The organism is Streptomyces sp. NBC_00986, from assembly GCF_045162565.1.
In the GTDB taxonomy this organism is placed as follows: Bacteria; Actinomycetota; Actinomycetes; order Streptomycetales; family Streptomycetaceae; genus Streptomyces.
Window position 1 is genome coordinate 10,924,008 of sequence record NZ_CP108733.1, and the last position, 25,929, is coordinate 10,949,936.

The following is a 25,929-nucleotide window of genomic DNA, read 5'->3' on the forward strand; positions in this document are numbered from 1 at the left end:
GCCGTCCGTCAGTTGTGCACGGGGACGCCCGAGAGCCCGCCGAGACAGAACTGCCAGACCTCCTCGGCGGTGACCGGGGCCGCGTGGCTGCCGGCCGGAACGCCGTTGCCCTGTGCGACGAACATGACCGTCTGCATCAGGATCGAGGCCTGACGGCGGGGCTTTCCGGCGGGGATGACGCCGGCGTCCTCGGCCTGCTCGACCAAGTCCGTGAACACCTGGTGCAGGGGGAGGTGAGCGGTCGCCACCTGCGCGGGATGCTTCACGAGGAGTTGGAGCGCGAAGTCGCTGAACAGGGGGCGCTCCACGCCGGGGTTGGACAGCGACTGCTCGAACAGCATCGTCACGCCGAGCTGCAGCGCCTGGAGCGGATCGGACAGGGAGCCGGCCGATTCGCGGATCTCCGCCGCCGACTTGGACAGCGCGTCCTCGAACAGGGCGAGCAGCAGCTCGTGTTTGCCGTCGAAGTGCTGGTAGAAGCTGCGCAGTGACTGTTTGGAGCGGTCCACGACCTCCTGGACCGTGAAGTCCGTCGTCCGCTTCTCCGCGATGAGTTCCTGTGCCGCGTCGAGGAAGCGCTGCACACGTTGTTCGGCGCGGAGCTTGGCGGCACGGGTGGAACGCTCAACGGCGCGCTGGCGCCAGGCTGGTTGTTCTTCGGGGACAGCTGTCACTTGAAGAACGATACTCCACTTCAGCGGTAACACCCCGGCTTCCCCTACCGAAGGACGCACTGCAAGTTTCGAGACCCTTACTTGCGTGAGATGAGAATGATATTCTCACCGCCATCCGTCCGGGTTGGCAGGAGGTTCGTCTGACATGGCATGGGACTTTTCCACCGAGCCGGAGTTCGAGGAGAAACTGGAGTGGATCCGACGGTTCCGCTCCGAGCGCGTCGAGCCGCTGGACCTGCTCCATCCCGACCGGGCCTACCACCCGCTCGACGACGAACTCGGCCCCATAGTCCGGGCGTTGAAGCAACAGGTCCGCGACGAGGGCCTGTGGGCACCGCACCTCGGACCCGAACTCGGCGGCCGCGGCTTCGGCCAGGTCAAGCTGGCGCTCATCAACGAGATCCTGGGCCAGTCGAGTTGGGCCCCCGTCATCTTCGGCACCGCCGCACCCGACACCGGCAACGCCGAGATCATCGCCCGCTACGGCACCGACGAGCAGAAGGAGCGCTACCTCCAGCCGCTGCTCGAAGGCGAGTGCTTCTCCTGCTTCTCCATGACCGAACCACAGGCCGGCGCCGACCCCACGATGTTCACCACCCGCGCCGAACGCGACGGCGACGACTGGGTCATCACCGGCCGCAAGTTCTTCTCCTCCAACGCCCGCACCTCGAAGTTCGTCATCGTGATGGCCGTGACGAACCCTGACGTCAGCCCCTACAAGGGCATGTCGATGTTCCTCGTACCCAGCGACACCCCCGGCGTCCGCATCGAGCGCCACCTCGGCATCATGGGCGAGGCCACCGACGAGGGCATGCACGCACTCATCGCCTACGACGGCGTCCGCGTCCCCGCCGACGCGCTGCTCGGCGGCGAGGGCCAGGCCTTCGCGATCGCCCAGACCCGGCTCGGCGGCGGCCGCGTCCACCACGCGATGCGGGTCGTGGGCCAGAGCCAGAAGGCGCTCGACATGATGGCCGAGCGGGCCCTGTCCCGCGAGACCCAGGGCGAGCGCCTCGCGGACAAGCAGCTCGTGCGCGCCGACCTCGCCGACTCCTACGCCCAACTCGCCCAGTTCCGGCTCTTCGTGCTCTACACCGCCTGGCAGATCGACCGGTACCAGGACTACAAGCGGGTCCGTAAGGACATCGCCGCCATCAAGTTCCTCACCCCGAAGGTGCTGCACGACGTCGTGTACCGCTCGATGCATCTGCACGGTGCGCTCGGTGTGTCGAACGAAATGCCGTTCTCGGACATGTGGAACGGCGCTGCCGTCATGGCGGTCGTCGACGGCCCCACCGAGGTCCACAAGATCACGGTCGCCCGTGACGTCCTGCGCGGCTACGAAGCGGCCCCCGGCCTGTGGCCCACCCAGCATCTGCCCACCCGCCGGGAATGGGCCCGGAAGCAGTTGGAGGACCTGCTGTGACGCTCGCGAACACGGAATCGCTCGCCCGCTGGCTGGACGACCGGGGCATCGCCCCCGGCGAACCCGTCGAGACGTCGTACATCTCCGGCGGCACCTCCAACGACATCTACGGCATCCGGCGCGGCGACCGGAGCATGGTGCTGCGCAAACCGCCGGAGAAGGTTCCGCCGGGGCGCAACGAGACCATGCTCCGTGAATACCGCATTCTCAACGCGCTCAACGGCACGGACGTCCCGCATCCCGAGGCGATCGCCGTGTGCGACGACACGAGCGTGCTCGGCTCCTGTTTCTACCTCATGGCGCACGTCGACGGCTGGTCACCGATGAACACCGACGGCTGGCCCGAGCCGTTCCTCAGCGATCTGTCGTTGCGCCCCGGCCTCGCGTACCAACTCGTCGAGGGCATAGCCAAGTTGGGCAACGTGGACTGGCGGGCCCAGGGGCTGGAAGGCTTCGGCCGCCCCGACGGCTTCCACGACCGGCAGGTAGACCGCTGGCTCGCCCACCTCGCCAAGTTCAAGTTCCGTGAGATACCCGGCCTGGAGAACGCCGCTGCCTGGCTGCGAGAGCACCGTCCCGCGCACTGGGAACCCGGCATCATCCACGGCGACTACCAGTTCGCCAACGTCATGTTCCAGCACGGCGCACCCGCCAGGCTCGCCGCCCTGGTCGACTTCGAAATGGCCACCGTCGGCGACCCGTTGCTCGACCTCGGCTGGGTCGTCATGGGCTGGCCGGACGCCGACGAGGACCGCACCCAGAAGGGCTACGTCGACTACACCGGCATGCCCGACCGCGCCGACCTGCTGGAGCACTACGCCAAGGTCAGCGGCCGCGACGTCAGCGAGATCGACTATTATGTGATCCTCGCCCGCTTCAAGATGGCCGTCGTCCTCGAAGGCGGCTACGCCCGTCACACGAAGGGCGAGGGCGGCAACCCGAAGATGGCCCACTACGGCGACGTCGTCCTGCAGATGGCCGCCCAGGCGGCCGAACTCGCCGCGACGACCCGGCTATGAGAGCCGCCCGCTGTAACGCTGTCGGCGGCCCGGTGGTCGTCGAGGACATCCCCGAACCGCCTTTCCCAGGGCCGGAGTTCACCGAGGAGGAGAGCGGTGTCCCGGTCGACGTGCACTACGCCGCCGTCAACTTCGCCGACGTCCTCGTCATCGACGGCGCCTACCAGGTGAAGGCGGAACCGCCCTTCACCCCCGGCAGCGAGTTCGCCGGCGTGGTCGCCGCATCCGTCAACGGATTCGAGAAGGGCGAGCGGGTCTTCGGCTCGATGTTCGTCGGCGCCTTCGCCGAACGCGTCACCGCCCGTTCCGTCGGACTGAGCCGTATCCCCGACGGCATCCCCACCGAACGCGCGGCGGCCTTCGGCGTCAGCCACGCCACCGCCTACGACGCCCTCCGCCTGGTCGCCGACGTACAGCCCGGCGAACGCGTCGCCGTCCTCGGCGCGGCCGGCGGGGTCGGCCTCGCCGCCGTCGAACTCGCCGCGCTGCTCGGCGCGGAGGTCGTCGCCGTCGCCTCGACGGAGGAGAAGCGGGCGGTGTGCGCCGAGCAGGGCGCACAAGTGACCCTGCCGTACGACGACTTGAAGCGGACTCTGCGGGACGCGGGCGGCGCCGATGTCGTGATCGACCCGGTCGGCGGGCCGTACGCGGAAGAGGCGTTGCGGGCCATGCGCTGGGGCGGGCGGTTCGTGAGCGTGGGGTTCGCGAGCGGGGAGATCCCGCGGATCCCGCTCAACCTCCCCCTGCTCAAAGGTGTCAGCCTGCACGGCTTCGACCTCGGCGGCTGGGCGCGGCACCGGCGGGACGACCTGGTCGCCGCCCGCACCGAACTCCACGGACTGTTCGCCGCCGGGAGGATCCGGCCCCGCGTCCACGCCGTGTATCCGCTCGCCGACGTCGCCGAGGCTCTCAGCCTGGGGCGCAGCGCCATCGGCAAGGTCCTTCTGGAGGTCGCGCATGGAGTTTGAGTTCGACGACGAACAGCGGCTGCTCCAGCGAGTGGTCCGCGAGACGGTCACCAAGTCACGGTCCCTGCCCGAGAAGCAACTCTGGGACACCTACCTGGAGTTGGGCTGGCTGGAGGCCCCTCCGGTGGAACTGGCCATCGTCCTGGAGGAGTTGGGGTACGCCGCCGATCCGACGCCCTTCCTCGCGACGGCCACCTGGTTCGCGCCGCTGGCCGGACGACTGCCGCGCGGTTCGGGCACCGGTGTCTTCGACGGGGAGGGGAAGTTCGTGCTCGACGCCGACCGCGTGGACGAGATCGCCCTTCTCACCTCCGAGGGCGTGGTCGTACGGGACGGAAAGGACCTTGCGGCCGAGCGGCTGTCCGTGTTCGACCCGACCCTGCATGTCGCCCGGGTGGACGCGCGGGACCTGGTCGCCGGAGTTCCGGACCTGGCTCTGACGGGTCTGGCGGTCAGCACGGTCGGCAGTTGCCGGCGCATCCTCGACCTGGTCGTCGCCCATGTGAAGCAACGGCATCAATTCGGCGTCCCCATCGGCTCGTTCCAGGCCGTCAAGCACAAGGCCGCCGACATGTACGTCGCCATCGAACGAGCCAAGGTGCTCGCCTACTTCTCCGCACTCACCATCGCCGAGGACGACCCCCGCCGCGGCCGGGCCGCCGCGATGGCCAAGGCCGCCGCGGGCGACTGTCAACGGGTGTGTTTCCGCAACGGCTTCCAGCTGTTCGGGGCCATGGGCTACACGTGGGAGAACGAGCTGCAGATCCATCTCAAGCGGGCCAAGGCCGGGGACCTGCTCCTCGGTACGGCGTCCGAGCACAGGAAGGCGCTGCTGGTATGAGGCTCGCCCCCGACCCCGAGGTCGAGAAGTTCCGCGCCGATTTCAGCGACTTCCTCGACGCCCATCTGCCCACCCCCGAAGAGGCCACGGTCCGCTCCAGGTCCAGTGCGGACATACCGGATTGGGCCCGGCGTTGGCAGCGCAAGCTCTTCGACACGGGCTGGCTGCTGCCCGCCAAGCCGCCCGAGTACGGCGGCCGCAACGCGACACTGCCCCAAGTGGTCGCCCACCTCGAGGAGTTGTCCCGGCGCCGGATCTACCACAGCTTCAACCCGCAGGGCCTCAACATCATCGCGGCCTCGCTGTTGACCTTCGGGACCGAGGAGCAGAAGCGCGACTGGGCCGTACCCCTGCTTCGCGCCGAGATCACCGCCTCGCTCGGCATGAGCGAGCCCGGAGCCGGCTCCGACCTGGCCGGCCTGCGCACCCGTGCGGTTCTCGAGGGCGACCACTTCGTCGTCAATGGGCAGAAGGTGTGGACCTCGGGCGCGCACGACGCCGACGTCCTGCTCACCTTCGTCCGCACCGACCCCGAGGCCCCCAAGCACAAGGGGATCAGCGTCCTGCTCATCCCGACCGACTCCGAGGGCCTGGTCCGGAGGCCGTTCGGGTCGATCGCCGCGCCGGACGACCTCGACTTCAACGAGGTGTTCTTCACCGACGTCCACGTCCCGAAGGAGAACCTCGTCGGCCCCCTCAACGAGGGCTGGCGCGTGGCCAACGGCTCGCTCGGGCACGAACGGACCCTGCTGTGGGTGCACTACGCCGAGCGGATGGACGCCCTGATCCAGGACGCGGCCTGCGACGAGGAGTGGTACGCGACCCTCCAAATGGACGTCCAGGCACTGCGGTTGCTCGGCTACCGGCTGCTCGGGCCCGACCGGAACCCGGTGGAGATCTCGGTGCTCAAGCTGCTCGGTTCCGAGGCCGCGCAGAACGCCGAGCTGCACGCCCTCGAACAGCACGGGACCGAGGCGCTGTTGCATCCGGTGCAGACAGGGCCGTACACCCATATGAACCTGCAGACGTTCAACGCCAGTTGGTTCGAGCGGTACGCGCGCAGCTTCGGCGGGACGATCGCCGGCGGCACCTCCGAGATCCAGCGCAACATCATCGCCGAGCGCATCCTCGGCCTGCCCCGCTAGAGCCGGTCGGTCCACAGAGCCGACATCCCAGAGCCGACAGAGGACGAGACGCATGGACGAGATCCTGTACGAGGTCGACGGCCGGGTGGGGATCATCACCCTCAACCGGCCGGAGGTCGCCAACGCGCAGAACAGCGCGCTCCTCGACGCCCTCGACGCGGCCTGGAGCCGGGCCGCGGCCGACGAAGACGTGAAGGTCATTCTCCTGAGGGCCAACGGCAAGCACTTCTCGTCGGGGCACGACCTGAAGGACCGGTGGCCGGCGCCGAAGGAGATCACCCTGGAGTGGATCTACAGCGCCGAGACCCGCCGGTACCTGGAGTACACCCTGCGCTGGCGCAACGTGCCCAAGCCGACGATCGCCGCCGTGCAGGGCAAGTGCATCGCGGGCGGACTGATGCTGTGCTGGCCCTGCGACCTGATCGTGGCCGCCGAGAACGCCGAATTCTCCGACCCCGTCGTCCACATGGGCATCGGGGGAGTCGAATACCACGGCCACACCTGGGAGTTGGGCCCGCGCAAGGCGAAGGAGATCCTCTTCACCGGACGCGCCGTCACCGCCGAGGAGGCGGAGAAGGTCGGCATGGTGAACAAGGTCGTGCCACTGGACCGACTGGGCACCGAGGCACTGGAGCTGGCCCACCAGATTGCCACCATGCCGTCCTTCGGACTGCGCCAGGCGAAGCGGGCCGTCAACCAGAGCCTCGACGTCCAGGGCTTCTACGCCGCCATCCAGTCCGTGTTCGACATCCATGAGACGGGACACGGAAACGCGCTGAGCGTGACCGGATATCCCATTCTCACGCAGCTCGACGCCATGAAGGAACGCATCAAGGGCCAGTAGTCCGCCGGACGGATGGGCCGGACCGGGACCGGTCTCACTGCTCCTTGTGCGCGGTCGCGCCCCGGCTCATCGCCAGCACCGCGTCGCGGCGGCTCAACGCCCCGAACGGTGAACCGCCGGTCGGAATGGGGCTGCCGCAGATCCAGGTCGGACCGTCGGAGAGATGGTCGAGCGCCTCGGCGGCCACGTCGTCCGGATCGGCCAAGTCGCCGCCGTAGGAGCTCCCTTGGACGCCTTCGGTCCGGCGTAGGGACGGGGTGTCGGTCCTGCCGAGCACCAGCCCGAGGACATCCACCCCGCTGTCCTTCCACTCCGCCCACAGGCTCTCCGCGAGGATGAGGTCGAAGGCCTTCGACGCGCCGTAGGCGGCCAGCGTGGCGCCACCCGCCCACGCGGCGCCCGACGTCACCAGGACCACGGCCCCGCGCTTGCGCGCCACCATCGGGCCACCGAACCGGTACGCCGCTTCGAGTACGGCCGTGCAGTTGCGCCGCACCAGCCCCAGATGGATGTCGAGGTCCTTGTCGAGGAACGGCACGCTGCGGTCGTCGCTGCCGGCGTTGTACACGAACAGCCCGACCTCCAGACCGGCGGTCGCATCCTCCAACTCCGCCAAGGCACTTGAGGAGCTGAGGTCGAGCGCGACCGTACGGACCTCGACGCCGTACCGGGCCCGGATCTCGTCGGCGGACGCCTCCAGCACGGGCAGGCGCCGGGCCACCAGCACGACGTTCATCCCCTGGGCGGCCAACCGGTGGGCGAACGCGGCACCCACCCCGTCCGACCCACCGGCGATGACACCCCACGGCCCGTACCTGCTCGTGAGTGATTCAGCCACTTCGTACTCCTTGTTCCGGGGTGTTCAGAGCAACTCGGCCGTATGGAAAGGGAGGTCAGGAACCTCTGTCATGACGACGACCGGCGGAGAACCTTCTTCTCGACCGCGTCCGACGACAGCACCGTCCCTATGATCCCAAGGTCGGCACCGGTGCTGCGCGCCACCTCACGCACCACGGCGACGTCCTTGCTCATCAGGTCCGCCAACCGCTCCGCCACCGAGTCGACCGACCCGCCACCGGCGACGACACCGAGCGCCCGACTGGCCCCGCTGCCGTGCTGCAGCGCGGCGAGAATCGCCTTCTCGTCGATGCCCAGCGACCCCGCCACCCGCACCGCGTCGACGGCGAGACCGACCTGCGCCACGAACAGGGCGTTGTTGACGAGCTTGACCCGCTGACCGTTGCCGGCCGGTCCCACGAACAGGATCGGCGAGGCGTAGGCCTCCAACAGCGCGCGTGTCCGCTCCAGTTGGGCCTCGTCCCCGCCGACCCACAGCGTGAGGCGGCCCGCGGCGATGTCGTGCGGCCCGCCCGAGAGCGCGGCGTCCAGCACCCCGACACCGCGCTCCGCGCCCGCCTCGAAGAGCAGCCGGGCGGTCTCGGGATCGGAGGTGGTGTGCTGGACGAGCGTCGCCCCCGCTGCCATCGCCGCGAGGGCGCCGTCCGGGCCGAGACACACCGAACGCACCTGCTCGTCCGTCAGCACGACGACGACCACGGCGTCGGCGCCGCGCACGGTCTCCTCGATCGTGTCGCCCCAACTCGCCCCGGCCTTCCGGGCGATGACGCGAGTCTCGGGGCGGCGCGTGTGCATCGTGACGTCGTGACCAGCGGCCATGAGGCGGTCGACGATCGGCCGCCCCATGCGGCCCGACCCGATCACACCGATCCTCAACTCTCCTCCAAGGCGGTGGCCTTGACGGCGGGCGCCAGCATCGCGCGGGGACCCTCGGTGCCGTCGAGGTTGGCGTTGACCCGCTCGGCGATGCGCCAGCCCTCCGAAGTCCGCACCCAGCGCCAGGTGTTGGCCGAGACCTGGAACACCCAGAACCGGCCCGCGTCGGCGTCCCAGCGCAGATGGAGCGCGTGGCTGCGGCCGGTCGCGTGATCGCCGTCGACGACCACGTGCGGCGCGGTCAGCACGTGACCGCAGCCGTTGTGGATCACACTCTGGTGCCCGGCGCCGTGGACCATGCCGACGATGCCGTCCCGGCCCTCCATCCGCAGGTGGGGAATCGCGTCGAAAACGCCGTCCTCGGTCCAGAGGGCGGCAGCGGCTTCACCTGAACCGCTGTCGACCGCGGGCCCGTACTGGGCGACGAGCTGGGCGATCTCGGCCTGGTCCTCCAAGGCGCGTACCCTCGCCGCCAACGACTTGACGATGGCGCGCAGTTGGGCAAGTTCGGCGGTCACGCTCATGGGCGTTCAGCTCCCTGGTACGACGATGATGCGGGCGGGCCCGTCGGCGTCCCGTGCGGCGTCGAGCGCGGCCGGCACCCCGTCGAGCCCGACGGTGTGGCCGAGCATCGGCCCGACATCGAGGCTCCCGGAACAGACCGCCCGGAACGCCTCGTCCCAGTGATCCATCGACGGGCCGCCCCCGAACTGGATGTTGATGCCCTTCCGCTTCGCGGTCAGGGTGTGCAGATGATCGCCCTCCGGCGGACCGCCGACGGAGAAGATCCGGGTACCGCGCTCGCACCCCCTGATGATCGAGTCGAGAACGCCCGGGACGCCGACGCACTCGAACACGACACAACTCGACCGGCTCCCGGCCGCGTCGCGCCATGCCTCGAACGGCGAGACCTCGGCCGGATCGACGACCACGTCGGAGCCCATGGCCAGCGCGGTCGCGCGACGCGACGCCACGAGATCGGCCGCCACGATCGGGCCGACGCCGAGGTTCTTGAGGCGGCCGATCGCCGAGAGGGCGATGGCGCCGCATCCGATGACCAACGGCACCTCGTGCGCGGCGAGTCGGGCACGGGACGCCGTCGACCAGCCCACTGAGATCGCGTCGGCGACACACACGATCTCGCTCGGCAGGTCCGACACCACGACCCGGGTGATGGCCTCGGTCAGCAGGAACAACTCCCCGAACCCGCCGGGCGATTCGGGGTTCTGGCCGATGATCCTGCGCCCGGCCGGGGTCGCCAGTACGGGCAGGGAACTCACCCGCGTCCCGACCGGGATCCGGCGCTCGGTGCCGGGGCCGTAGTCCACGACCTCGGCGCAGTACTCGTGACCCATGACGATGTCGACGTCCTGGTCGTACGTCGACATCCCGCTGTCGTCGTCGGCGCCCGCTTCCGGATGGTCCATGAAGTGCAGATCCGACGCGCAGATCCCGCACGCCAGTGAGCGGACGAGGAGTTGGCCCGGTCCGGGGACCGGATCGTCGACGGTCCGCGCCTCGACGCTCCCGCCCCGCAGCACAGCAGCACGCATCAGACACTCCTCCGCACACCGAAGTCCGTCCCCTTCGGACTGTAGCCACACAGCGGGAATTACAGAAGACGGTCTCCTATAATTGAGAGAACGCGGCAACACCCGTACACGGCCCGGTCATTACAATCACGGCATGTCAGAACCGCGCCGCGCCCCGGGCCGCCCACGGGACACGAGCATCAACGAACGGGCCCTCGCGGCGACGCGCGAACTCCTCGTCCAGCGCGGTTTCGACGCGACGACGATCCAGGCGGTGGCGGAGCACTCCGGCGTGCACGCCTCCGCCATCTACCGCCGCTGGCCGTCCCGGATCGAGCTGATCGAGGAGGCCACGTTCCCCGGACTCAGCCCGTTGAGCGTTCGTCCGACGGGGGATCTGCGACGCGACCTCCGCCGGTTCGTCCGCGCCTACTTGGCGGCCTTCGGCGCCCCCGCGGCGCGCGCCGCCGCGGCCGGTCTCTTCGCGCACTCCCAGACGTCGACCACGCCCCGGCCGCCGGAGATGCTGCTGCGTGTGTCGGCGCGACCGCAGTTCCAGGACATCCTGCGCGCCGCGCCGACCGGGACCGTCGACCCCGCCGTGGACCCGGACGACGTCTTCGACATGCTCCTCGGCGCCGTCCTGACCCGCACCCTCCTGTCCACGGTCACGGCCCGCAACCGCCCCGTCGAGCGCACGGTGGAGATGATCCTGCGGATGCTGCGACCGCTCGACGGGCCGGTGTGATCAACTCCCGTATCCTAAGTGGGTGTTGGTGTCAGCGGCGTTCGTCGCGGAACACCTTTCCGCCCTTCATCACGAACCGCACGTCCGCCATCACGGAGACGTCCTCCAGCGGATTGCCCGGCACCGCGATCAGATCGGCGAGCAGTCCTTCCGCGATACGGCCCCTGTCGTCGACGTCGATCAGCTCCGCGGCGTTGACGGTCGCCGCCCGGAGCGCCTCCAAGGGGGTCATCCCGCGGTCGACCAGGGCGATCAGCTCCTGCGCGCCGCGGCCGTGCGGGATCGCCGGCGCGTCCGTGCCCAGTGCCATCCGGACACCCGCCTTGCCGGCCCTGGCCACCACGGTCTTCGCCCGGGGGAAGATCTCCGCGGCCTTCTCCTTCAGTTCGGGCGCGGCATGGGACATGTCCATCCCCTCGATGAGAGCGGTGGTCGGCACCAGGAACGTGCCCCTCTCCGCCATCAGCGCGATGGTGTCGTCGTCGAGCAGGAAGCCGTGTTCGATGCAGTCGATGCCCGCCTCCACCGCCGACCGGACGGCGTCGGCCCCATGGGTGTGGGCCGCGACCTTCAGTCCGCGCCGGTGGGCCTCGTCGACGATGGCGCGCAGTTCCTCGTCGGAGTAGTGCTGCGCGCCGGGAGTGCCGGTGTGGGACATGACGCCCCCGGACGCGCAGACCTTGATGAGCCGTGCCCCGTGCTTGATCTGGTAGCGGACGGACTTGCGCACCTCGTCGACACCGTTGGCAATGCCCTCTTCCAGGGAGAGAGGCATGATTCCGGGGGCGTACCCGGCGAACATCGTGGGGTCGAGATGCCCGCCGGTCGGGGTGATGGCGTGTCCGGCGGGCACGACGCGCGGGCCGTCGATCCAGCCGGCGTCGATGGCCTTCGCCAGCGCGACGTCCAGCAGATAGCCGCCCGTCTTCACGAACAGGCCGAGGTTGCGGACCGTGGTGAACCCCGCGCGCAGGGTCCGCCGGGCGTTGCCCACCGCGCGGAGCATCCGCAGCGGGGGATCGTCCTGGACGGGGGAGAGCGCGAGCGTCTCTCCCCGGCCGCCCATCAGGAGGTTGACCTCCATGTCCATGAGGCCGGGCAGAAGAGTCACGTCGCCGAGATCGAGAACCTCGATCTCTCCGTGCCCGGTGCCTGTGCCGCCGCCGGTGTGCGTGATGCGGTCGCCGTCGACCGTGATCAGCCCCGGCGACTCGAACTCGCCCGTCTCCACGTGCAGTACACGCGCCGCCTTGAGCGTGAGCACGACCGGTCAGACCTTCGGCTCGACGACGAGGTCCATGTAGGCGGCCCCGCTGTCGGGCACCCGGGCCTGCTTCCAGACCTCGACCGGGAACGAGACGTTCACCAGCGAGAACATCAGGAGGAGCAAGTTGCGCTCCTGCTCCGGGAGTTCGGAGAGCGGGAACTTGTCGAGGTGGTCGGAGGCCTGTTCCAGCAGCGGGAACGCGGCGTCGTAGAAGGCCTGCATCTCCTCCATGGAGCTGGCCAGGCGCTTGCTGTAGCGGTCGCGCTCGGACTCCAGGACCCACTCGCTGAACGGCTCGAGCGCCGCGAACTCACTGGGCAGCATCGGTGTGCTCCTTGACGTGGTCGGCGACCGTCTTGTGCAGATGGCGGAGCAGCAACTCCTGGTCGCAGAGCGGGAATTCGGTGACGACCCGGCTCTTGAGCATCGTCTGGGTGGCTTCGAGGGTGTTGCCGTCCTGGAGGGCGTACTCCTTGAACGTCACCGCCGCCAGCTCCTGCTTGAGCCGCTCGCGCGCCGTCTTGGCGGGCACGAAGTACAGGTTGGCCTCGAAGAGGTGCTTGTCCACCGCCGTCGGCCAGTAGTGGTACGTCAGGTACCAGCCGGGCTTCCAGATCAGCAGGGTCATGTTGGGGAAGAACTCGAAGGAATCGTTGCCCCACGCGCGGTGCCGTCCCGGGTTGAGGCCCGTCGGCAGATTGTCCAGGCCCTCGATGTCGGGCGCCTCCCACGGCCCGAACAGGCCGCTGCGCAGGGCGCGTTCGATGGGCTTGACGATCGTCAGGTCCTTGGGCGGGGACATGCCTCCCCAGGAGGAGATCATCGAGTGCGGGGGGTGGATCTCGTAGTGCAGCGCCTCGTACCCGACGTTGAAGAGCTTGTCGGCCTCGTCCTTGACGGCCTGCTTCATGTGCAGGACGGGCGCGTGGTAGAACTCCGCGAACGCGTCGATGAACAGCTTCCAGTTGCTGCCGATCTCGGCCTTGTACGTGAAGACCTCGGTCATCTCGTGGAAGGGGTAGCCCTCCAGGCCCTTCGCGAACTCGCCCAGATACTCCTTGAGCGGCTGGGCGTCCGGGTCGAGGTTGACGAAGACGAACCCCTCCCAGACCTCGCAGCGGACCAGCTTGAGGCCGTAGTCCGCCTTGTCCAGGTCGAAGAACTCCTGCTCCTGCTGGACGAAGGTCAGATCGCCGTCGAGGCTGTAGCGCCAGGCGTGGTACTTGCAGGTGAACTGGCGGCAGGTGCCCTTGACCTCCTCGCCCGGATAGTCGTTCCACACGAGCTTGTTGCCGCGGTGGCGGCAGACGTTGTGGAAGGCGCGGATCTCCTTGTCCTTGCCCCGCACGATCACCAGTGAGGTGTCGGCGACGGCCAGCTCCTTCGTGAAGTAGCTGCCGACCTTGGGCACTTGCTCGACCCGGCCGACGTTCAGCCAGGTCCTCTTGAAGATCGCTTCCTTCTCGGCCTCGTAGTACGCGGGGTCGATGGAGTCCTCGTAGTTGACCGGGCTGGTGCCCAGCTCGGGGTAGTTCTCGGTCCAGCTCCCGGCCTCGGGCTTGGCGAAGTGTGGCATGGGATCACCCCTCTCGCTTGTGAGAATACCATTCTCGTTTTGGGAAACTGAAGTTCTCTTCCGAGATCGCGGGGTCGAGTTCCACGCCGAAGGTGTTGAGGGCCATCGTGAGCATCGTGTAGGCGCCGATCGTGAACACCAGGTCCATCAGCTGGTGTTCGTCCAGGTCGGCGGCGAGCGCGGCATAGCTCGCGTCCGACAGGCCCGAGTCGGTGTCCAGTTCGTCCACCGCCCGGTTGAGCAACGTGTCGGCGCCCGTGCGGACTTCGTCGATCTCGACCTCGGTCACCCCGGCCTTCCGGGCGATCAGGACATGGCTCGCCCACTCGTACCTGCTGCCCCGCCGCCAGGCCACGCGCAGCACGGCCAGCTCGCGGACGCGCACCGGCAGGGTCGTGGTGTTGAGGTGCATGTTGAACGTCAGGAACGCGCGGGCCAGGGCCGGATGCCGCTGGAAGATCCCGAGAACGTTGGCCTCCGGCAGCTTCCGGTGGGGGTTGATGACCGAGAACAGGTCGTGGTCCCAGTCTTCGTACGGCACCGGTGGGATGCGGACGCCGTTCTCGCCGGCGGACCCGCCGTGGTCGCCGTGCCCGCTGTGCCCGGTGGCCGTCTCGCCGTTCTCGTCGTGCCGGTCGTGCTCGCTCACGTGTTCCGCCCGCCGTTCACGCCCAGGATCTGACCGGTGATGTAGCCGGCCTCCTCGGAGGCGAGGAAGGCGCAGGCCGCGGCGATGTCCTCCGGGCGCCCGACCCGCCGTACCGGAGTGCGCTGGATGTGCTCCTCGACCGTCCCGCCGAGGAGTTGACGCTCCTCGGAGCGGCGCAGCATGGGTGTGTCGATGAAGCCGGGCGGAACCGCGTTGACGGTGATGCCCTGCGGGCCGAGCTCCAGGGCAAGCGCCTTGGTCAGCCCGTTGACCGCGGCCTTGGCGGCCACGTAGTGCGTCATGAACTGCTGGCCGGACTGCGCGCTGGACGAGGAGATGTTGACGATCCGGCCCCAGCCGGCCTCCACCATGTCGGGCAGCACGGCCTGGACGCAGTGGAAGACGCCGTTGAGGTTGACGTCGATGACCCGCTGCCAGGCCTCGAAGGTGAGGTTGGTGAAGCGCTTGTAGCCCTCCATCCCGGCCGCGTTGACCAGGACCGTGACCGGGCCGAGCTGCTCCCGGATCTCGGTCAGCGCCTCGTCCACCTGGGCCCGGTCGGAGACGTCGGCCTTCCGGGAGAAGCCCCTGTCGGACGGGTTGAGGTCGAGGGTGGCGACCTGGAGTCCGTCGGCCTCCAGGCGCTGTGCGATGGCTTGTCCGATGCCGGAGCCGCCGCCTGTGACGAGGGCTGTCCTCATGCCGGAACCCCCTTCGTCTCGATCATGAAAATCTCCCTTCCGGATCTGAGAAGCGTATTCTCGTCTCCGGTGCTTCCGGAAGTCCCGCGCAGGCGGGGGCTGTTCGCCGCGCTCCGTGGGTCTGTCAGCAAGTCGTCAGGATGACATTCTCGCTGTCGGATGGTTGATTCGCGTATAAGGAGAATGTAGTTTCCGCTTCATTGGAGCAAGCCGCCCATCCATGCGAGGAGAACAGGATGCGGTTCCAGGACAAGGTGGCGATCGTCACCGGAGCGGGACAGGGAATCGGCGAGGACTACGCCCGGGCGCTGGCCGCCGAGGGAGCACGGGTCGTGGTCGCCGACATCAACGAGGAGCAGGGACAGCGGGTCGCCAAGGAACTGGACTCCGCGCTCTTCGTCAAGGTCGACGTCGGAGACCCCGCCTCGGCCGACGCGCTGGCCGCCGCCACCGTCGCCGAGTTCGGCCGCATCGACTACCTGATCAACAACGCCGCGATCTACCACAGCATGCGGCGCGAGGGCCTGACCACCGTCGACCTCGACTACCTCAACCGCTTCATCCAGGTGAACCTGATGGGCGCCCTCTACGTCACCCGGGCCGTCGTCCCGCACCTGACCGAGGGCGCCGCGATCGTCAACCAGTCGTCCGCTGCCGCCTACATGGCCAGCGGCTACTACGGCCTGGCCAAGATCGGCATCAACCACCTCACCGCCTCGCTCGCCGCCGAACTCGGCGGTCGGGGCATCCGCGTCAACGGCATCGCCCCCGGCCCCACCGACACCGAGGCCACGGCCACGGTCGTACCGGTCGAGTTCCAGGAGCGGATGACCCAGGCCCTGGCCATCAAACGGATGGGCACGCCCGGCGACCTGACCCCCACCGTGCTGTTCCTGCTCTCCGACGACGCGGGCTGGCTCACCGGCCAGACCATCAGCGTCGACGGCGGACAGGTGGTTCGGCTGTGACCCGCCTGCTCATCGACGGCCAACTCGTCGACGCGGAGCGGACGTTCGCCTCCCTCAACCCCGCGACCGGCGAGGTCTACGGCCACGCCCCCGACGCCACCACCGCCCAGGCCGAGGCAGCCGTAGCAGCGGCCCGCACCGCCTTCGACACCACCGCCTGGTCCACCGACGTACAGCTGCGCATCCGCTGTCTCGACCAGCTGCACCAGGCGCTCACCGACCACGTCGAGGAACTGCGCGAGCTCACGATCGCCGAGGTCGGCGCGCCCCGCATGCTCACCTACGGCCCCCAACTCGACGACCCCGTCAAGCTGGTGCGCTACTACGCGGACCTGCTGCGCAAGTACCCGCTGACCGAGGAGCTCGGCGAGTCCGAGAGCCGCGGCCAGCGTCACCGGCGCTGGGTGGAGAAGGAGGCCGCCGGGGTCGTAGCGGCGATCATCGCCTACAACTACCCGAACCAACTCGCCCTGGCGAAGCTCGCCCCCGCGCTCGCGGCCGGCTGCACGGTCGTCCTCAAGGGTGCTCCGGACACCCCGCTGACGACCCTGTTCCTCGGTCAACTCATCGCGGAGCACACGGACATACCGCCCGGTGTGGTCAACGTCCTCACGTCCTCCGGCGCCGACGTCGGCGAGACACTCACCACGCACCCCGACGTCGACATGATCACCTTCACCGGGTCCACCGCGACCGGCCGTCGCATCATGGAGGCCGCGAGCCGCACAGTGAAGAAGGTCTTCCTGGAACTCGGCGGCAAGTCCGCCATGATCGTCCTCGACGACGCCGACCTCGCCACCGCCGCCATGTTCGCGGCCGGCACCATCTGCTCCCACTCGGGGCAGGGTTGCGCGCTCACCTCACGGCTGCTCGTGCCCAGGGAGCACCACGACGAGATCGTCGCCATGGTCGCGGCGGGCCTCGGCCGCATCCCGCTCGGCGACCCCGCCGACCCCAAGACCTTCGCGGGCCCGCTCATCAGTGAGCGCCAGCGCGAGAAGGTCGACGGCATGGTCGAGAGGGCCGTAGCGGCAGGCGCGAACCTCGTTACCGGAGGCGAGAAGATCGATCCCGGCTTCTTCTACAGGCCGACCCTCCTCAGCAACGTCGATCCGGACAGCGAGATCGCCCAGGACGAGGTCTTCGGCCCCGTGCTCGTGGTGATTCCGTACGACGACGATGACGATGCCGTCCGCATCGCCAACAACTCCATCTTCGGCCTCTCCGGCGGCATCCAGAGTGCCGACGACGAGCGGGCCATCGCGCTCGCCCGCCGGATCCGTACCGGCACCTTCAGCATCAACGGCGGCAACTACTTCGCCGCGGACGTGCCGTTCGGCGGCTACAAGCAGTCGGGCATCGGCCGCGAGAGCGGTGTGGCCGGTCTTGAGGAGTTCCTGGAGTACAAGGCGTTCGCGGTCGTGGTCCGGTCATGATGCCGCTCGAAGGCATCCGCGTCCTCGAGGTCGCCATGTACGGCTTCGTGCCCTCGGCAGGAGCCGTCCTCTCCGACTGGGGAGCGGACGTCATCAAGGTCGAGCACGCCGTTACCGGCGACCCGCAACGCGGTCTGCGGCAGACCGGCACGATGCGCGTCGAGGGCGACCCCAACCCCAACGTCGAGCACGCCAACCGCGGCAAGCGCAGCCTCGGCCTCGACATCTCCCGCCCCGAGGGAAAGGACGTTCTCCTCGACCTCGCCCGGCGCGCGGACGTGTTCCTGACCAGCTTCCTTCCCGGTCACCGGGAGCGGTTCGGCATCGACGTCGACGACATCCGTAGCGTCAACCCCCGGATCATCTACGCCCGGGGCAGCGCCTTCGGCCCGCGCGGAGCGGAGGCGGGGAAGGGTGGCTACGACATGACGGCGTTCTGGGCCCGCGCCGGCACCGCCGCGAGCATCACCCCCGAAGGCACCGACGGCATCATCAACCCGCCCGCCCCGGCCTACGGCGACACCATCTCCGGCACCAACCTCGCCGGCGGCATCGCGGCCGCGCTCCTGAAACGCGAGCGCACCGGTGAGCCGTCGGTCGTGGACGTCTCCCTGCTCGGCAGCGGACTGTGGGCGATGGGCCACGCCACCGCGCTCTCCCTGCACCTCGGCAAGCCCTGGATCCCGCCGCCCGTCGGCACCCACGGCTCCGTCACCAACCCCCTGTCCGGGCTGTACGAGACCGCCGACGGCCACCATCTGGCGTTCGTCATGATGCAGCCCGGCAAGTTCTGGGCCGATGTGTGCCGGCACATCGACCGCCCCGAACTCGCCGACGACCCCCGCTTCGACACGGCCGAGAACCTCGTTTCCCACACGGCCGAGGCCGTCAAGATCCTGCGCGAGGTCATCGCCACCCGCACCCTCGCGGAGTGGAGCGGGCGCTTCACCACCCTGGCCGGGCCGTGGGCCCCGGTGCAGGACTCCCTGCAAGTGGGCGACGACCCGCAGATCAGAGCGAACGAGTACCTCCTGCAGGCCGGAGAGCTCGAACTGGTCGCCAGCCCCGTGCAGTTCGACGTGCACGCCCCACAACTCGGGCCCGCACCCGAGTTCGCCGCCCAGACCGAGGAGATCCTCCTCGAACTGGGCCTGGACTGGGACCGCATCATCGCGCTCAAGGCGGCGGGCGCGGTCACCTGATCACCCGACAGCGGGACTCATTCTCAACGAGGAGAACCGATGAGACGCTTGCTCATCCCCGCGCTCGTCCTGGCCCTCGCGGCCGCGGCCGGATGCTCCGGCCGCACCAAGTCCGCGGACACCAGCAGCCCTTCCACCACCGGAGCCGCCGACACCGCCACCGCGGACTTCGGCACGCTGAAGTCCGTGTGCGGGAAGGGGACGGCCAAGACCGTCACCAGCCAGGGTGTCACCAGCTCCGACATCAAGGTCGGCGTCTTCACCGACGTCGGGTTCACCAAGAACCCGGAGTTCGAGAACGCGGCGAAGGTCTTCACCTCCTGGTGCAACGCCGCCGGCGGCATCAACGGACGCAAGATCACCCCCGTGACGCACGACTCCGCGCTCATGCAGGTCAACCAGCAGATGATCTCGGCCTGCCGCACCGACTTCTTCGAGGTCGGAGGCGGCGCGGCCCTCGACGGCCTCGGCGTCAAGACCCGGCTGAAGTGCCTGCTCCCCGAGTTCCCGGCTCAGGTCACCTCCGAGGTCGGCGCCGATCTCCAGGTCATGACCCAGGGGGCCTCGTCCGGATACGCGCCTTACGCCGGCTACTACTCCTGGCTGTTGAAGGAGGCCTACCCCTCGTCGGCGAGCGGCGTCGGCATCATCACCGGGGACGTGCCCGTCACCAAGGTCATCGCGGCGCAGGACAAGGAAGTCCTCACCGCGATGGGCGGCAAGGTCACCTACTCCGACCTCTACCCCGCGCAGGGCGTCTCCGACTGGACGCCGTACGCCCAGTCCATCAAGACGAAGAAGGTCAAAGGCCTTGTCTTCCTGGGGGACTTCACCCAGCTGGCGAAGCTGGAGCAGGCGCTCACCAACATCGACTACAAGCTCGACTGGATCGACGCCAACAACAACGCCTACGGCCCCGCGTTCCTCAAGCTGGCCGACACCGCGCTGAGCTCGCAGACCAACTTCGCGAGCATCGACGGGACTTACCCGCTGGAGAAGGCGGACGACAACCCGGCGACCAAGGAAATGGTCGCCCTGTTCAAGAAGTACGCGCCCGACGCGCAGATCACCCTGCCCGCCGTGCACGCCTTCTCCACCTGGCTGCTGTTCGCCACCTCGGCCCGTGACTGCGCCGAACTGACCCGCAGTTGTGTCCTCGCCAACGCCAAGAAGCAGAGCGAGTGGACCGGGGGAGGCCTCCAGGCCCCGGTGAACCTGACCAAGCCCGACGAGCCCGTGAAGTGCTTCAACGTCGAGAAGGCCACCACCAGCGGCTGGGTTCCCGCGGACTTCAAGCCGACCGACGGCGCCTACCGCTGCGACGCGCCCGTCTACAAGTACAAGGGCAACTACGGCAAGCCGCCGACGCTCGCCGATGTCGGCAAGTCGCTCGCCGACCTCAAGTAGCCACGCCAGAACCCCCGTTCACCACGCCGGCGTTCACCACGGCAGGAAGGAAGGACCGTGAAGGTACGAGTCGACCCGGAGCGCTGTCAGGGCCACACGCTCTGCGCGATGCGCGCTCCGGACACCTTCGAACTCAGCGAGATCGACGGACACTCCTCGGTCGTCCAGGAAGAAGTCCCCGCCGACCAGGAGTCGGCCGTCCGCGAGGCGGTCCTGTCCTGTCCGGAACGGGCGATCTCCCTCATCTCCTGAACCCCCACCTCATCCACCGAGCAGGAGAGGATTCCGCATGACCACGGAAGACGCGGCCGTCGACGACGACGCCGGCCGCAAGCACCCCCAGGTGCACTTCGACCGGCACACACCCGACTACCGCGACCGGTTCGAGGACATCACCCACGAGCTGCACGGGCAGTGCCCGATCGCCTGGACGGAGACCCACGGCGGCCACTGGGTCGCCAGCGGCAACCGCGAGGTCTTCGAACTCGCGAGGTCCGCGGAGTTCCTCTCCAACGACCATGACGTGAAAGGGGAGCGGCGCGGATACAACGGGATCTCCATCCCCGCGCCGCCCCCCGAGCGGAAGGGCCGGGGCGGGTTCCTGGAGATGGACCCGCCGGACCAGCGCTACTACCGGCAGACCCTCAACCCGTATCTGTCACCGGCGGCCATCCAGCGCTGGATCCCGTTCGTCGACGAGATCGTGCGCGCCAGCATCGACGAGAAGATCGAGTCGGGCCGCATCGACTTTGTCGACGACCTCGCCAACATCGTCCCGGCCGTACTCACGCTCGCGATGATGGGCATCCCGCTGGAGCACTGGACGATCTACAACGAACCGGCCCACGCCTCCGTCTACACCCCGCCCAACTCGCCTGACATGCCAAGGGTGTTGGACCTGAGCCGCAAGATGGGCATGGACCTCATGGCCCAGCTCGCGGAGATCCGCCGAAACCCCCGCCCGGGCCTGGTGGACGCGCTGGTCCGCGCCGACATCAACGGCCGCAACCCCGACGACGGCGAACTCCTCGGCGTGTGCGCCCTGTTGATCGGCGGCGGCTTCGACACCACGACTGCGCTCACCGCCCACTCCCTCGAATGGCTCTCCCAACACCCCGACGAACGAGCCCGGTTGAGCCGCGACCGCAAGACCCTGCTGGACTCCGCCACCGAGGAGTTCCTGCGCTTCTACACCCCGGCCCCCGGCGACGGACGCACCATCACGGCCGACTGCGAGATCGCCGGCACCGAGTTCAAGGAGGGCGAACGCCTCTGGCTCTCCTGGGCGATGGCCAATCGGGACCCGTCGGTCTTCCCCGACCCGGACTCGATCGACATGGAACGCAAGGGCAACCGGCACAGCAGCTTCGGCCTCGGCATCCACCGCTGCATCGGCTCCAACGTGGCCCGCACGGTGTTCAAGCGGATGGTCACGGCCGTACTCGACCGGATGCCCGACTACGCGTGCGACCCCGAAGGCGCCGTGCACTACGAGACCATCGGCGTCATCCAGGGCATGCGCCACCTCCCCGCGACCTTCACCCCGGGCAAGCGGCTCGGCGCCGGACTCGACGAGACCCTCGCCGAACTCCAGAAGGCCTGCGACGAACAGCGCCTCGCCGAACCGGTCACCGTCCGCACGGCGAAGGCACGGATCGGCACATGAACTCCCCAATCCGCCCGGGGCCGTTGGTCACCGAGGAGAACGAATTCTTCTGGGCCTCCGGCGCGGACGGCCGGCTGCGGCTGGCGGAGTGCGGGTCCTGCGCGGCCCTCATCCATCCGCCGCAGCCGGTCTGCCGGTACTGCCACGGGCACGACATCGGCGTCCGGGCCGTCTCCGGCCGCGCGACGCTGATCGGCTTCACCGTCAACCACCGCTTCGCCCTGCCCGGCCTGCCCGCGCCCTACGTCGTGGCCCAGGTCGCCGTCGAAGAGGACCCCCGGGTCCGGCTCACCACCAACGCCGTCCAATGCGCCCCCGACGAGCTGGAGTTGGGCATGCGGATGGAGGTCGTCTTCGAACAGGTCGAGGACGCCTGGCTGCCCCTCTTCCGCCCCGCCCGCGACCACCCGGCCACCGACCCCCTGCCGCTCGCCGAGGTCGAGACCCACCAACTCGCCCGCCGCGTACGGCCGATGGTGACCACGGAGAAGTTCGAGGACAAGGTCGCGGTCACCGGCATCGGCATGTCCGAGATCGGCCGCCGTCTCCTGGTCCCCCCGGTGTCCCTGACCGTCCAGGCCTGCCAACGCGCCATCGCCGACGCCGGGTTGACCGTCGACGACATCGACGGCCTCGCCACCTACCCGGGCGCCGGTGCCGCCTACGGCGGCTTCGGCGAAGGAGGCGTGACCGCCCTGGAGTCGGCCCTCGGCCTGGAACCGACCTGGTACAACGGCGGCAGCGAGACCTTCGGCCCCTGCGGCTCACTCATCTCCGCGATGCTCGCCGTCGCGGGCGGCCTGGCCCGCCATGTGCTGTGCTTCCGCACGGTCTGGGAGGCGTCGTACGGCGAACTCGTGCGCCGCGGCCGGATCGCGCAGGAACCGCCGCGCCGACTGGACGGCTGGATGAAGCCGTTCGGAGCGATCTCGGCCGCCCACACCCTCGCGCAGAACGCCCAACGCCACTTCCACCGCTACGGCACCACCCGCGAGACCCTCGGCTGGATCGCCCTCAACCAGCGGTCCAACGCGGCACTCAACCCCACGGCGATCTACCGCGCCCCGATGACGATGGACGACTACCTCAACGCCCGCCCCATCACCACCCCGTTCGGCCTCTACGACTGTGACGTGCCCTGCGACGGAGCGGTCGCCGTGATCGTGTCGGCGGTCGACGCGGCCCGGGATCTTGCCCAACCACCCGTCTATGTCGAGGCGGTTGGCACCCAGATCCTGGAACGCCTCGAATGGGACCAGAGCACGCTCACCCACGAACCCCAAGTCCTGGGCCAGTCCGCCCACTTGTGGTCCCGCACCGCGCTGCGTCCCGAAGACGTCGACGTGGCCGAGCTGTACGACGGCTTCACATTCAACTGCCTCTCCTGGCTGGAGGGGCTGGGGTTCTGCGGCATCGGCGAGGCCAAGGACTTCCTGGACGGAGGCAAGAACATCGCACGGGACGGCGTACTGCCCCTGAACACCCACGGCGGACAGCTCTCCCACGGCCGCACCCACGGCATGGGTCTGGTCCACGAGGCGATCACCCAACTGCGCGGCGCGGCCGGGCCGCGCCAGATACCCGGCGCGCGGGTCGCGGTGGCGAGCAGTGGCGGACTCACCCCGAGCGGCGTGATCCTCTTCCGGGCGGACGGATGAACTCCCGTACCACGGAGGTCGTTTCGCGCGTCGTCGATGTCGACGGCATCCCCATGTCCGGGCTGCTGTGCGAGGTCCGCGAACCGCGCGCGGTCGTCGTCGCCCTGCACGGGGGAGCGGTGACGTCGAACTACTTCGACTACCCGGGCCGGCCCCGCCTGTCCCTCCTGCGCACCGCGGCGGCACTGGACTTCACGGTCGTCGCCATCGACCGCCCGGGATACGGGAGTTCGGCTCCGTACGGCGAGACCATGGCGTCCCCCGCACGGCGCGTCGACCTCGCCTACGCGGCGGTGGACCGGCTGCTGGCCTCGCGTCCGCGCGGGGCGGGACTGTTCCTCTGGGCCCACTCGATCGGCTGCGCCCTGGGTGTGCACATGGCCGGTGACGAACGCCGGAATGACCTTCTCGGTCTGGAGATCGCCGGTACCGGACGCCACCACGCTCCCGGCGCCGTCGAGATCCTCGACTTCCGGCGACGGGACCCGGCGGTGCCGCGACGGTCCGGACCCGGCCTGCGCGACCTGCTGTGGGAACCGTCGCGCCTGTACCCGGACGAGGTCATCGGTGCCCCTCGCATCCAGTCACCCGGGCCGCCGTACGAGTCGACCGTCGCCCGCCGCTGGCCGCGGGAGTTCGCCGAAGTCGCCGCCCGTGTGCGGATTCCCGTGCACTACACGCTCGGTGACCACGAGCGCGTGTGGAGTTCCGGGCCCGAGGCCATGGCCGACATCGCGGGCCTGTTCACCGACTCCCCGCGGGTGGTCACCGACGAACAGGCCGACAGCGGCCACAACTTGAGCATCGGGCACACCGCGACCGGCTACCACCTGAAGATCCTCTCGTTCGTCGAGGAGTGTGTTCTCGCGTCCGAGAACGGCGGATACGACAACGAAGGGATCGACCGTCTCCCGAGGAGGGCCGGATGAGTGACGCCGACGTCGCGGTACTGCTGCTCGTACGCGTGGCCGTAGGGCTGATCATGATCATGCACGGGCTCAACCACTGGCGAGGCGGCGGCCGTATCGAGGGCACCGCCCGCTGGTTCACCGGACTCGGCCTGAGACAGGGCGTGTTGCAGGCCTGGATGAGCGTCCTCACCGAGGTCGGCGCGGGCGCTCTCCTCGTCCTGGGCCTGCTCACCCCGCTGGCCTGCGCCGCCGTGATCTCCGTGATGCTGGTCGCGGGGCTGCTCGCCCACCGGCCCAACGGGTTCTTCGTCTTCAAGGACGGCTACGAGTACGTCCTCACGCTCGCTGTCGTCGCCCTGGCCCTCGCGGTACTGGGCCCCGGCCGCTGGTCCCTCGACCACGCGGCCGGCATCGACCTGACCGGCTGGACCGGCGGCGGCACCGCGTTGGGCGTGGCCGTGGTGGCGACCGGTGGACTGCTGGGCACGTTCTGGCGACCGGAACCGAAGGCCGACGCAGGGCCCGAAGCCGAAGCCGAAGCCGAGTCCGAAGCCGAGTCCGAAGCCGAAGCCGAGTCCGAAGTGGGCGCCGAGCCTCAGAGCCTCGTCGCGGAGCCGGCGCCCCAGAACACCCCCGAGTCGGTCGACCAGGAGGCCCGCTGATGCGCGTCGGATTCATCGGGCTGGGCAGCCAGGGCGCTCCCATGGCGCGCCGGATCATCGACGCGGGCTTCGCCACCACGCTCTGGGCGCGCCGCCCGGCCACGCTCTCCGCGTTCGCGGACACGGCGGCTCAGCGGGCCGCGTCCCCCGTCGAACTGGCCGCCGCCAGCGACCTGGTGTGCGTCTGTGTCGTCGACGACGCCGATGTCGAACAGGTTGTCACGGGCGAGCAGGGCGTGCTGAGAGGTCTGCGCCGGGGCGGGGTGATCGCCGTCCACAGCACCGTCCACCCCGACACGTGCAGGCGGCTCGCCGAACGCGCCGCGGCGCACGGCGTCTCCGTGGTCGACGCACCCGTCAGCGGCGGCGGAAAGGCGGCCGCCGAGGGCCGTCTGCTGGTGATGGCGGGCGGCGAGTCCGGCACGGTCGCCTACTGCCGCAAGGTGTTCGAGACGTTCGGCGATCCGGTCGTCCACATGGGCCCGCTCGGCTCCGGACAGATCACCAAGCTCCTCAACAACCTGTTGTTCACCGCCAACTTGGCGACCGCGTCCGACACACTGGCCCTGGCACCGGAGTTCGGCATCGACCGAGGTGCCCTCGCCGAAGTCGTCCTGCACGGCAGCGGATCGAGCTTCGCGCTCGAACGCGTGAAGGCCGCCGGCGGCACACTCGACCGTCTAGCTGAACGCGCCGGACCGCTGCTCCGTAAGGACGTGAGGTTGCTGGCCGACCTCGCCGACACGGCGGGCGCCGCGACGGGCACTGTGCTGACGGCGGCCGACGCGGCCCTCGACCGTATGGGCCAGGGACGTCTGACGGCACCGGCAACTCCCTCTCCATGAAAGCGAAAACGACCTTCTCGCCAACGGAGAACATTGATATCGTCGCTCGT

Annotated in this window: 27 protein-coding genes; 17 read left to right on the forward strand and 10 right to left on the reverse strand. The window is 69.1% G+C overall.

The window, feature by feature from the left end:
* Window positions 1-8: 8 nt before the first annotated feature.
* A complete protein-coding gene (locus OG504_RS49220) occupies window positions 9-674 on the reverse strand; it encodes a TetR/AcrR family transcriptional regulator (protein WP_405995672.1) in 666 nt (221 codons plus the stop codon).
* Window positions 675-819: 145 nt separating this feature from the next.
* Here OG504_RS49220 and OG504_RS49225 point away from each other — a divergent pair, with 145 nt between their 5' ends.
* From OG504_RS49225 to OG504_RS49250, 6 genes are read left to right on the forward strand one after another with little or no spacing between them, the layout of a single operon-like run.
* Complete coding sequence (locus OG504_RS49225) at window positions 820-2,100, forward strand: acyl-CoA dehydrogenase family protein (protein ID WP_405995673.1); 1,281 nt, start codon at window positions 820-822, stop codon at window positions 2,098-2,100.
* Window positions 2,097-3,119: a phosphotransferase family protein gene (locus OG504_RS49230; RefSeq protein ID WP_405995674.1), complete on the forward strand. Its 1,023-nt coding sequence runs from the start codon at window positions 2,097-2,099 to the stop codon at window positions 3,117-3,119. The genes OG504_RS49225 and OG504_RS49230 overlap by 4 nt, the downstream gene beginning before the upstream one ends.
* Window positions 3,116-4,087, forward strand: a complete 972-nt coding sequence (locus tag OG504_RS49235) for an NADPH:quinone oxidoreductase family protein (protein WP_405995675.1) — start codon at window positions 3,116-3,118, stop codon at window positions 4,085-4,087. The genes OG504_RS49230 and OG504_RS49235 overlap by 4 nt, the downstream gene beginning before the upstream one ends.
* Complete coding sequence (locus OG504_RS49240; protein WP_405995676.1) at window positions 4,077-4,928, forward strand: acyl-CoA dehydrogenase family protein; 852 nt, start codon at window positions 4,077-4,079, stop codon at window positions 4,926-4,928. The genes OG504_RS49235 and OG504_RS49240 overlap by 11 nt, the downstream gene beginning before the upstream one ends.
* Window positions 4,925-6,073: an acyl-CoA dehydrogenase family protein gene (locus OG504_RS49245; RefSeq protein WP_405995677.1), complete on the forward strand. Its 1,149-nt coding sequence runs from the start codon at window positions 4,925-4,927 to the stop codon at window positions 6,071-6,073. The genes OG504_RS49240 and OG504_RS49245 overlap by 4 nt, the downstream gene beginning before the upstream one ends.
* A 52-nt stretch (window positions 6,074-6,125) precedes the next feature.
* On the forward strand, window positions 6,126-6,917 hold the full coding sequence (locus OG504_RS49250; RefSeq protein ID WP_405995678.1) for an enoyl-CoA hydratase: 792 nt from the start codon (window positions 6,126-6,128) through the stop codon (window positions 6,915-6,917).
* 34 nt (window positions 6,918-6,951) lie between these two features.
* On the opposite strand, the gene OG504_RS49255 is transcribed toward OG504_RS49250, so the two are convergent.
* The 4 genes from OG504_RS49255 to OG504_RS49270 all read right to left on the reverse strand — a co-directional run bounded on the left by OG504_RS49255 (window position 6,952) and on the right by OG504_RS49270 (window position 10,204).
* Window positions 6,952-7,755: an SDR family NAD(P)-dependent oxidoreductase gene (locus tag OG504_RS49255; RefSeq protein WP_405995679.1), complete on the reverse strand. Its 804-nt coding sequence runs from the start codon at window positions 7,753-7,755 to the stop codon at window positions 6,952-6,954.
* A 68-nt stretch (window positions 7,756-7,823) separates the two neighbouring features.
* Window positions 7,824-8,651, reverse strand: a complete 828-nt coding sequence (locus OG504_RS49260; RefSeq protein ID WP_405995680.1) for an NAD(P)-dependent oxidoreductase — start codon at window positions 8,649-8,651, stop codon at window positions 7,824-7,826.
* On the reverse strand, window positions 8,648-9,175 hold the full coding sequence (locus tag OG504_RS49265) for a nuclear transport factor 2 family protein (protein WP_405995681.1): 528 nt from the start codon (window positions 9,173-9,175) through the stop codon (window positions 8,648-8,650). The genes OG504_RS49260 and OG504_RS49265 overlap by 4 nt, the downstream gene beginning before the upstream one ends.
* Before the next feature lie 6 nt (window positions 9,176-9,181).
* Window positions 9,182-10,204: a zinc-binding dehydrogenase gene (locus OG504_RS49270; protein ID WP_405995682.1), complete on the reverse strand. Its 1,023-nt coding sequence runs from the start codon at window positions 10,202-10,204 to the stop codon at window positions 9,182-9,184.
* A gap of 133 nt (window positions 10,205-10,337) precedes the next feature.
* On the opposite strand from OG504_RS49270, the gene OG504_RS49275 reads away from it, so the two are divergent.
* Window positions 10,338-10,931 carry a TetR/AcrR family transcriptional regulator gene (locus OG504_RS49275; RefSeq protein ID WP_405995683.1) on the forward strand — a complete coding sequence of 198 codons (594 nt, stop codon included), beginning with the start codon at window positions 10,338-10,340 and terminating at the stop codon, window positions 10,929-10,931.
* Window positions 10,932-10,962: 31 nt separating this feature from the next.
* Here OG504_RS49275 and OG504_RS49280 read toward each other — a convergent pair whose 3' ends face one another.
* From OG504_RS49280 to OG504_RS49300, 5 genes are read right to left on the reverse strand one after another with little or no spacing between them, the layout of a single operon-like run.
* On the reverse strand, window positions 10,963-12,195 hold the full coding sequence (locus tag OG504_RS49280) for an amidohydrolase family protein (RefSeq protein ID WP_405995684.1): 1,233 nt from the start codon (window positions 12,193-12,195) through the stop codon (window positions 10,963-10,965).
* A 6-nt stretch (window positions 12,196-12,201) separates the two neighbouring features.
* Complete coding sequence (locus tag OG504_RS49285) at window positions 12,202-12,522, reverse strand: hypothetical protein (protein WP_033282941.1); 321 nt, start codon at window positions 12,520-12,522, stop codon at window positions 12,202-12,204.
* Window positions 12,509-13,774: an aromatic ring-hydroxylating dioxygenase subunit alpha gene (locus OG504_RS49290; RefSeq protein ID WP_405995685.1), complete on the reverse strand. Its 1,266-nt coding sequence runs from the start codon at window positions 13,772-13,774 to the stop codon at window positions 12,509-12,511. Before OG504_RS49290 ends, OG504_RS49285 begins: the two co-directional genes overlap by 14 nt.
* A 4-nt stretch (window positions 13,775-13,778) precedes the next feature.
* Complete coding sequence (locus OG504_RS49295) at window positions 13,779-14,423, reverse strand: carboxymuconolactone decarboxylase family protein (RefSeq protein ID WP_405995686.1); 645 nt, start codon at window positions 14,421-14,423, stop codon at window positions 13,779-13,781.
* On the reverse strand, window positions 14,420-15,124 hold the full coding sequence (locus OG504_RS49300; RefSeq protein WP_405995687.1) for an SDR family NAD(P)-dependent oxidoreductase: 705 nt from the start codon (window positions 15,122-15,124) through the stop codon (window positions 14,420-14,422). Before OG504_RS49300 ends, OG504_RS49295 begins: the two co-directional genes overlap by 4 nt.
* Window positions 15,125-15,360: 236 nt before the next feature.
* Here OG504_RS49300 and OG504_RS49305 point away from each other — a divergent pair, with 236 nt between their 5' ends.
* The 10 genes from OG504_RS49305 to OG504_RS49350 are packed head-to-tail and all read left to right on the forward strand — an operon-like array spanning window position 15,361 to window position 25,879.
* Window positions 15,361-16,092: an SDR family oxidoreductase gene (locus tag OG504_RS49305; RefSeq protein ID WP_262062210.1), complete on the forward strand. Its 732-nt coding sequence runs from the start codon at window positions 15,361-15,363 to the stop codon at window positions 16,090-16,092.
* A complete protein-coding gene (locus OG504_RS49310; protein WP_405995688.1) occupies window positions 16,089-17,528 on the forward strand; it encodes an aldehyde dehydrogenase family protein in 1,440 nt (479 codons plus the stop codon). The genes OG504_RS49305 and OG504_RS49310 overlap by 4 nt, the downstream gene beginning before the upstream one ends.
* Window positions 17,525-18,730, forward strand: coding sequence for a CaiB/BaiF CoA transferase family protein (locus OG504_RS49315; RefSeq protein WP_405995689.1), 1,206 nt, complete (start codon window positions 17,525-17,527; stop codon window positions 18,728-18,730). Before OG504_RS49310 ends, OG504_RS49315 begins: the two co-directional genes overlap by 4 nt.
* A gap of 39 nt (window positions 18,731-18,769) precedes the next feature.
* Complete coding sequence (locus OG504_RS49320) at window positions 18,770-20,137, forward strand: ABC transporter substrate-binding protein (protein ID WP_405995690.1); 1,368 nt, start codon at window positions 18,770-18,772, stop codon at window positions 20,135-20,137.
* Between the two features lie 57 nt (window positions 20,138-20,194).
* On the forward strand, window positions 20,195-20,389 hold the full coding sequence (locus OG504_RS49325) for a ferredoxin (protein ID WP_033282948.1): 195 nt from the start codon (window positions 20,195-20,197) through the stop codon (window positions 20,387-20,389).
* Between the two features lie 37 nt (window positions 20,390-20,426).
* Window positions 20,427-21,803 (forward strand): cytochrome P450, encoded by a 1,377-nt coding sequence (locus OG504_RS49330; RefSeq protein ID WP_405995691.1) that lies wholly within the window; start codon window positions 20,427-20,429, stop codon window positions 21,801-21,803.
* Window positions 21,800-23,461, forward strand: a complete 1,662-nt coding sequence (locus tag OG504_RS49335; RefSeq protein WP_405995692.1) for a thiolase C-terminal domain-containing protein — start codon at window positions 21,800-21,802, stop codon at window positions 23,459-23,461. The genes OG504_RS49330 and OG504_RS49335 overlap by 4 nt, the downstream gene beginning before the upstream one ends.
* Window positions 23,458-24,390 carry an alpha/beta hydrolase gene (locus OG504_RS49340; protein ID WP_405995693.1) on the forward strand — a complete coding sequence of 311 codons (933 nt, stop codon included), beginning with the start codon at window positions 23,458-23,460 and terminating at the stop codon, window positions 24,388-24,390. Before OG504_RS49335 ends, OG504_RS49340 begins: the two co-directional genes overlap by 4 nt.
* Window positions 24,387-25,034 carry a DoxX family protein gene (locus OG504_RS49345; protein ID WP_405995694.1) on the forward strand — a complete coding sequence of 216 codons (648 nt, stop codon included), beginning with the start codon at window positions 24,387-24,389 and terminating at the stop codon, window positions 25,032-25,034. The genes OG504_RS49340 and OG504_RS49345 overlap by 4 nt, the downstream gene beginning before the upstream one ends.
* Window positions 25,034-25,879 (forward strand): NAD(P)-dependent oxidoreductase, encoded by an 846-nt coding sequence (locus OG504_RS49350; protein WP_405995695.1) that lies wholly within the window; start codon window positions 25,034-25,036, stop codon window positions 25,877-25,879. The genes OG504_RS49345 and OG504_RS49350 overlap by 1 nt, the downstream gene beginning before the upstream one ends.
* Window positions 25,880-25,929: the final 50 nt, after the last annotated feature.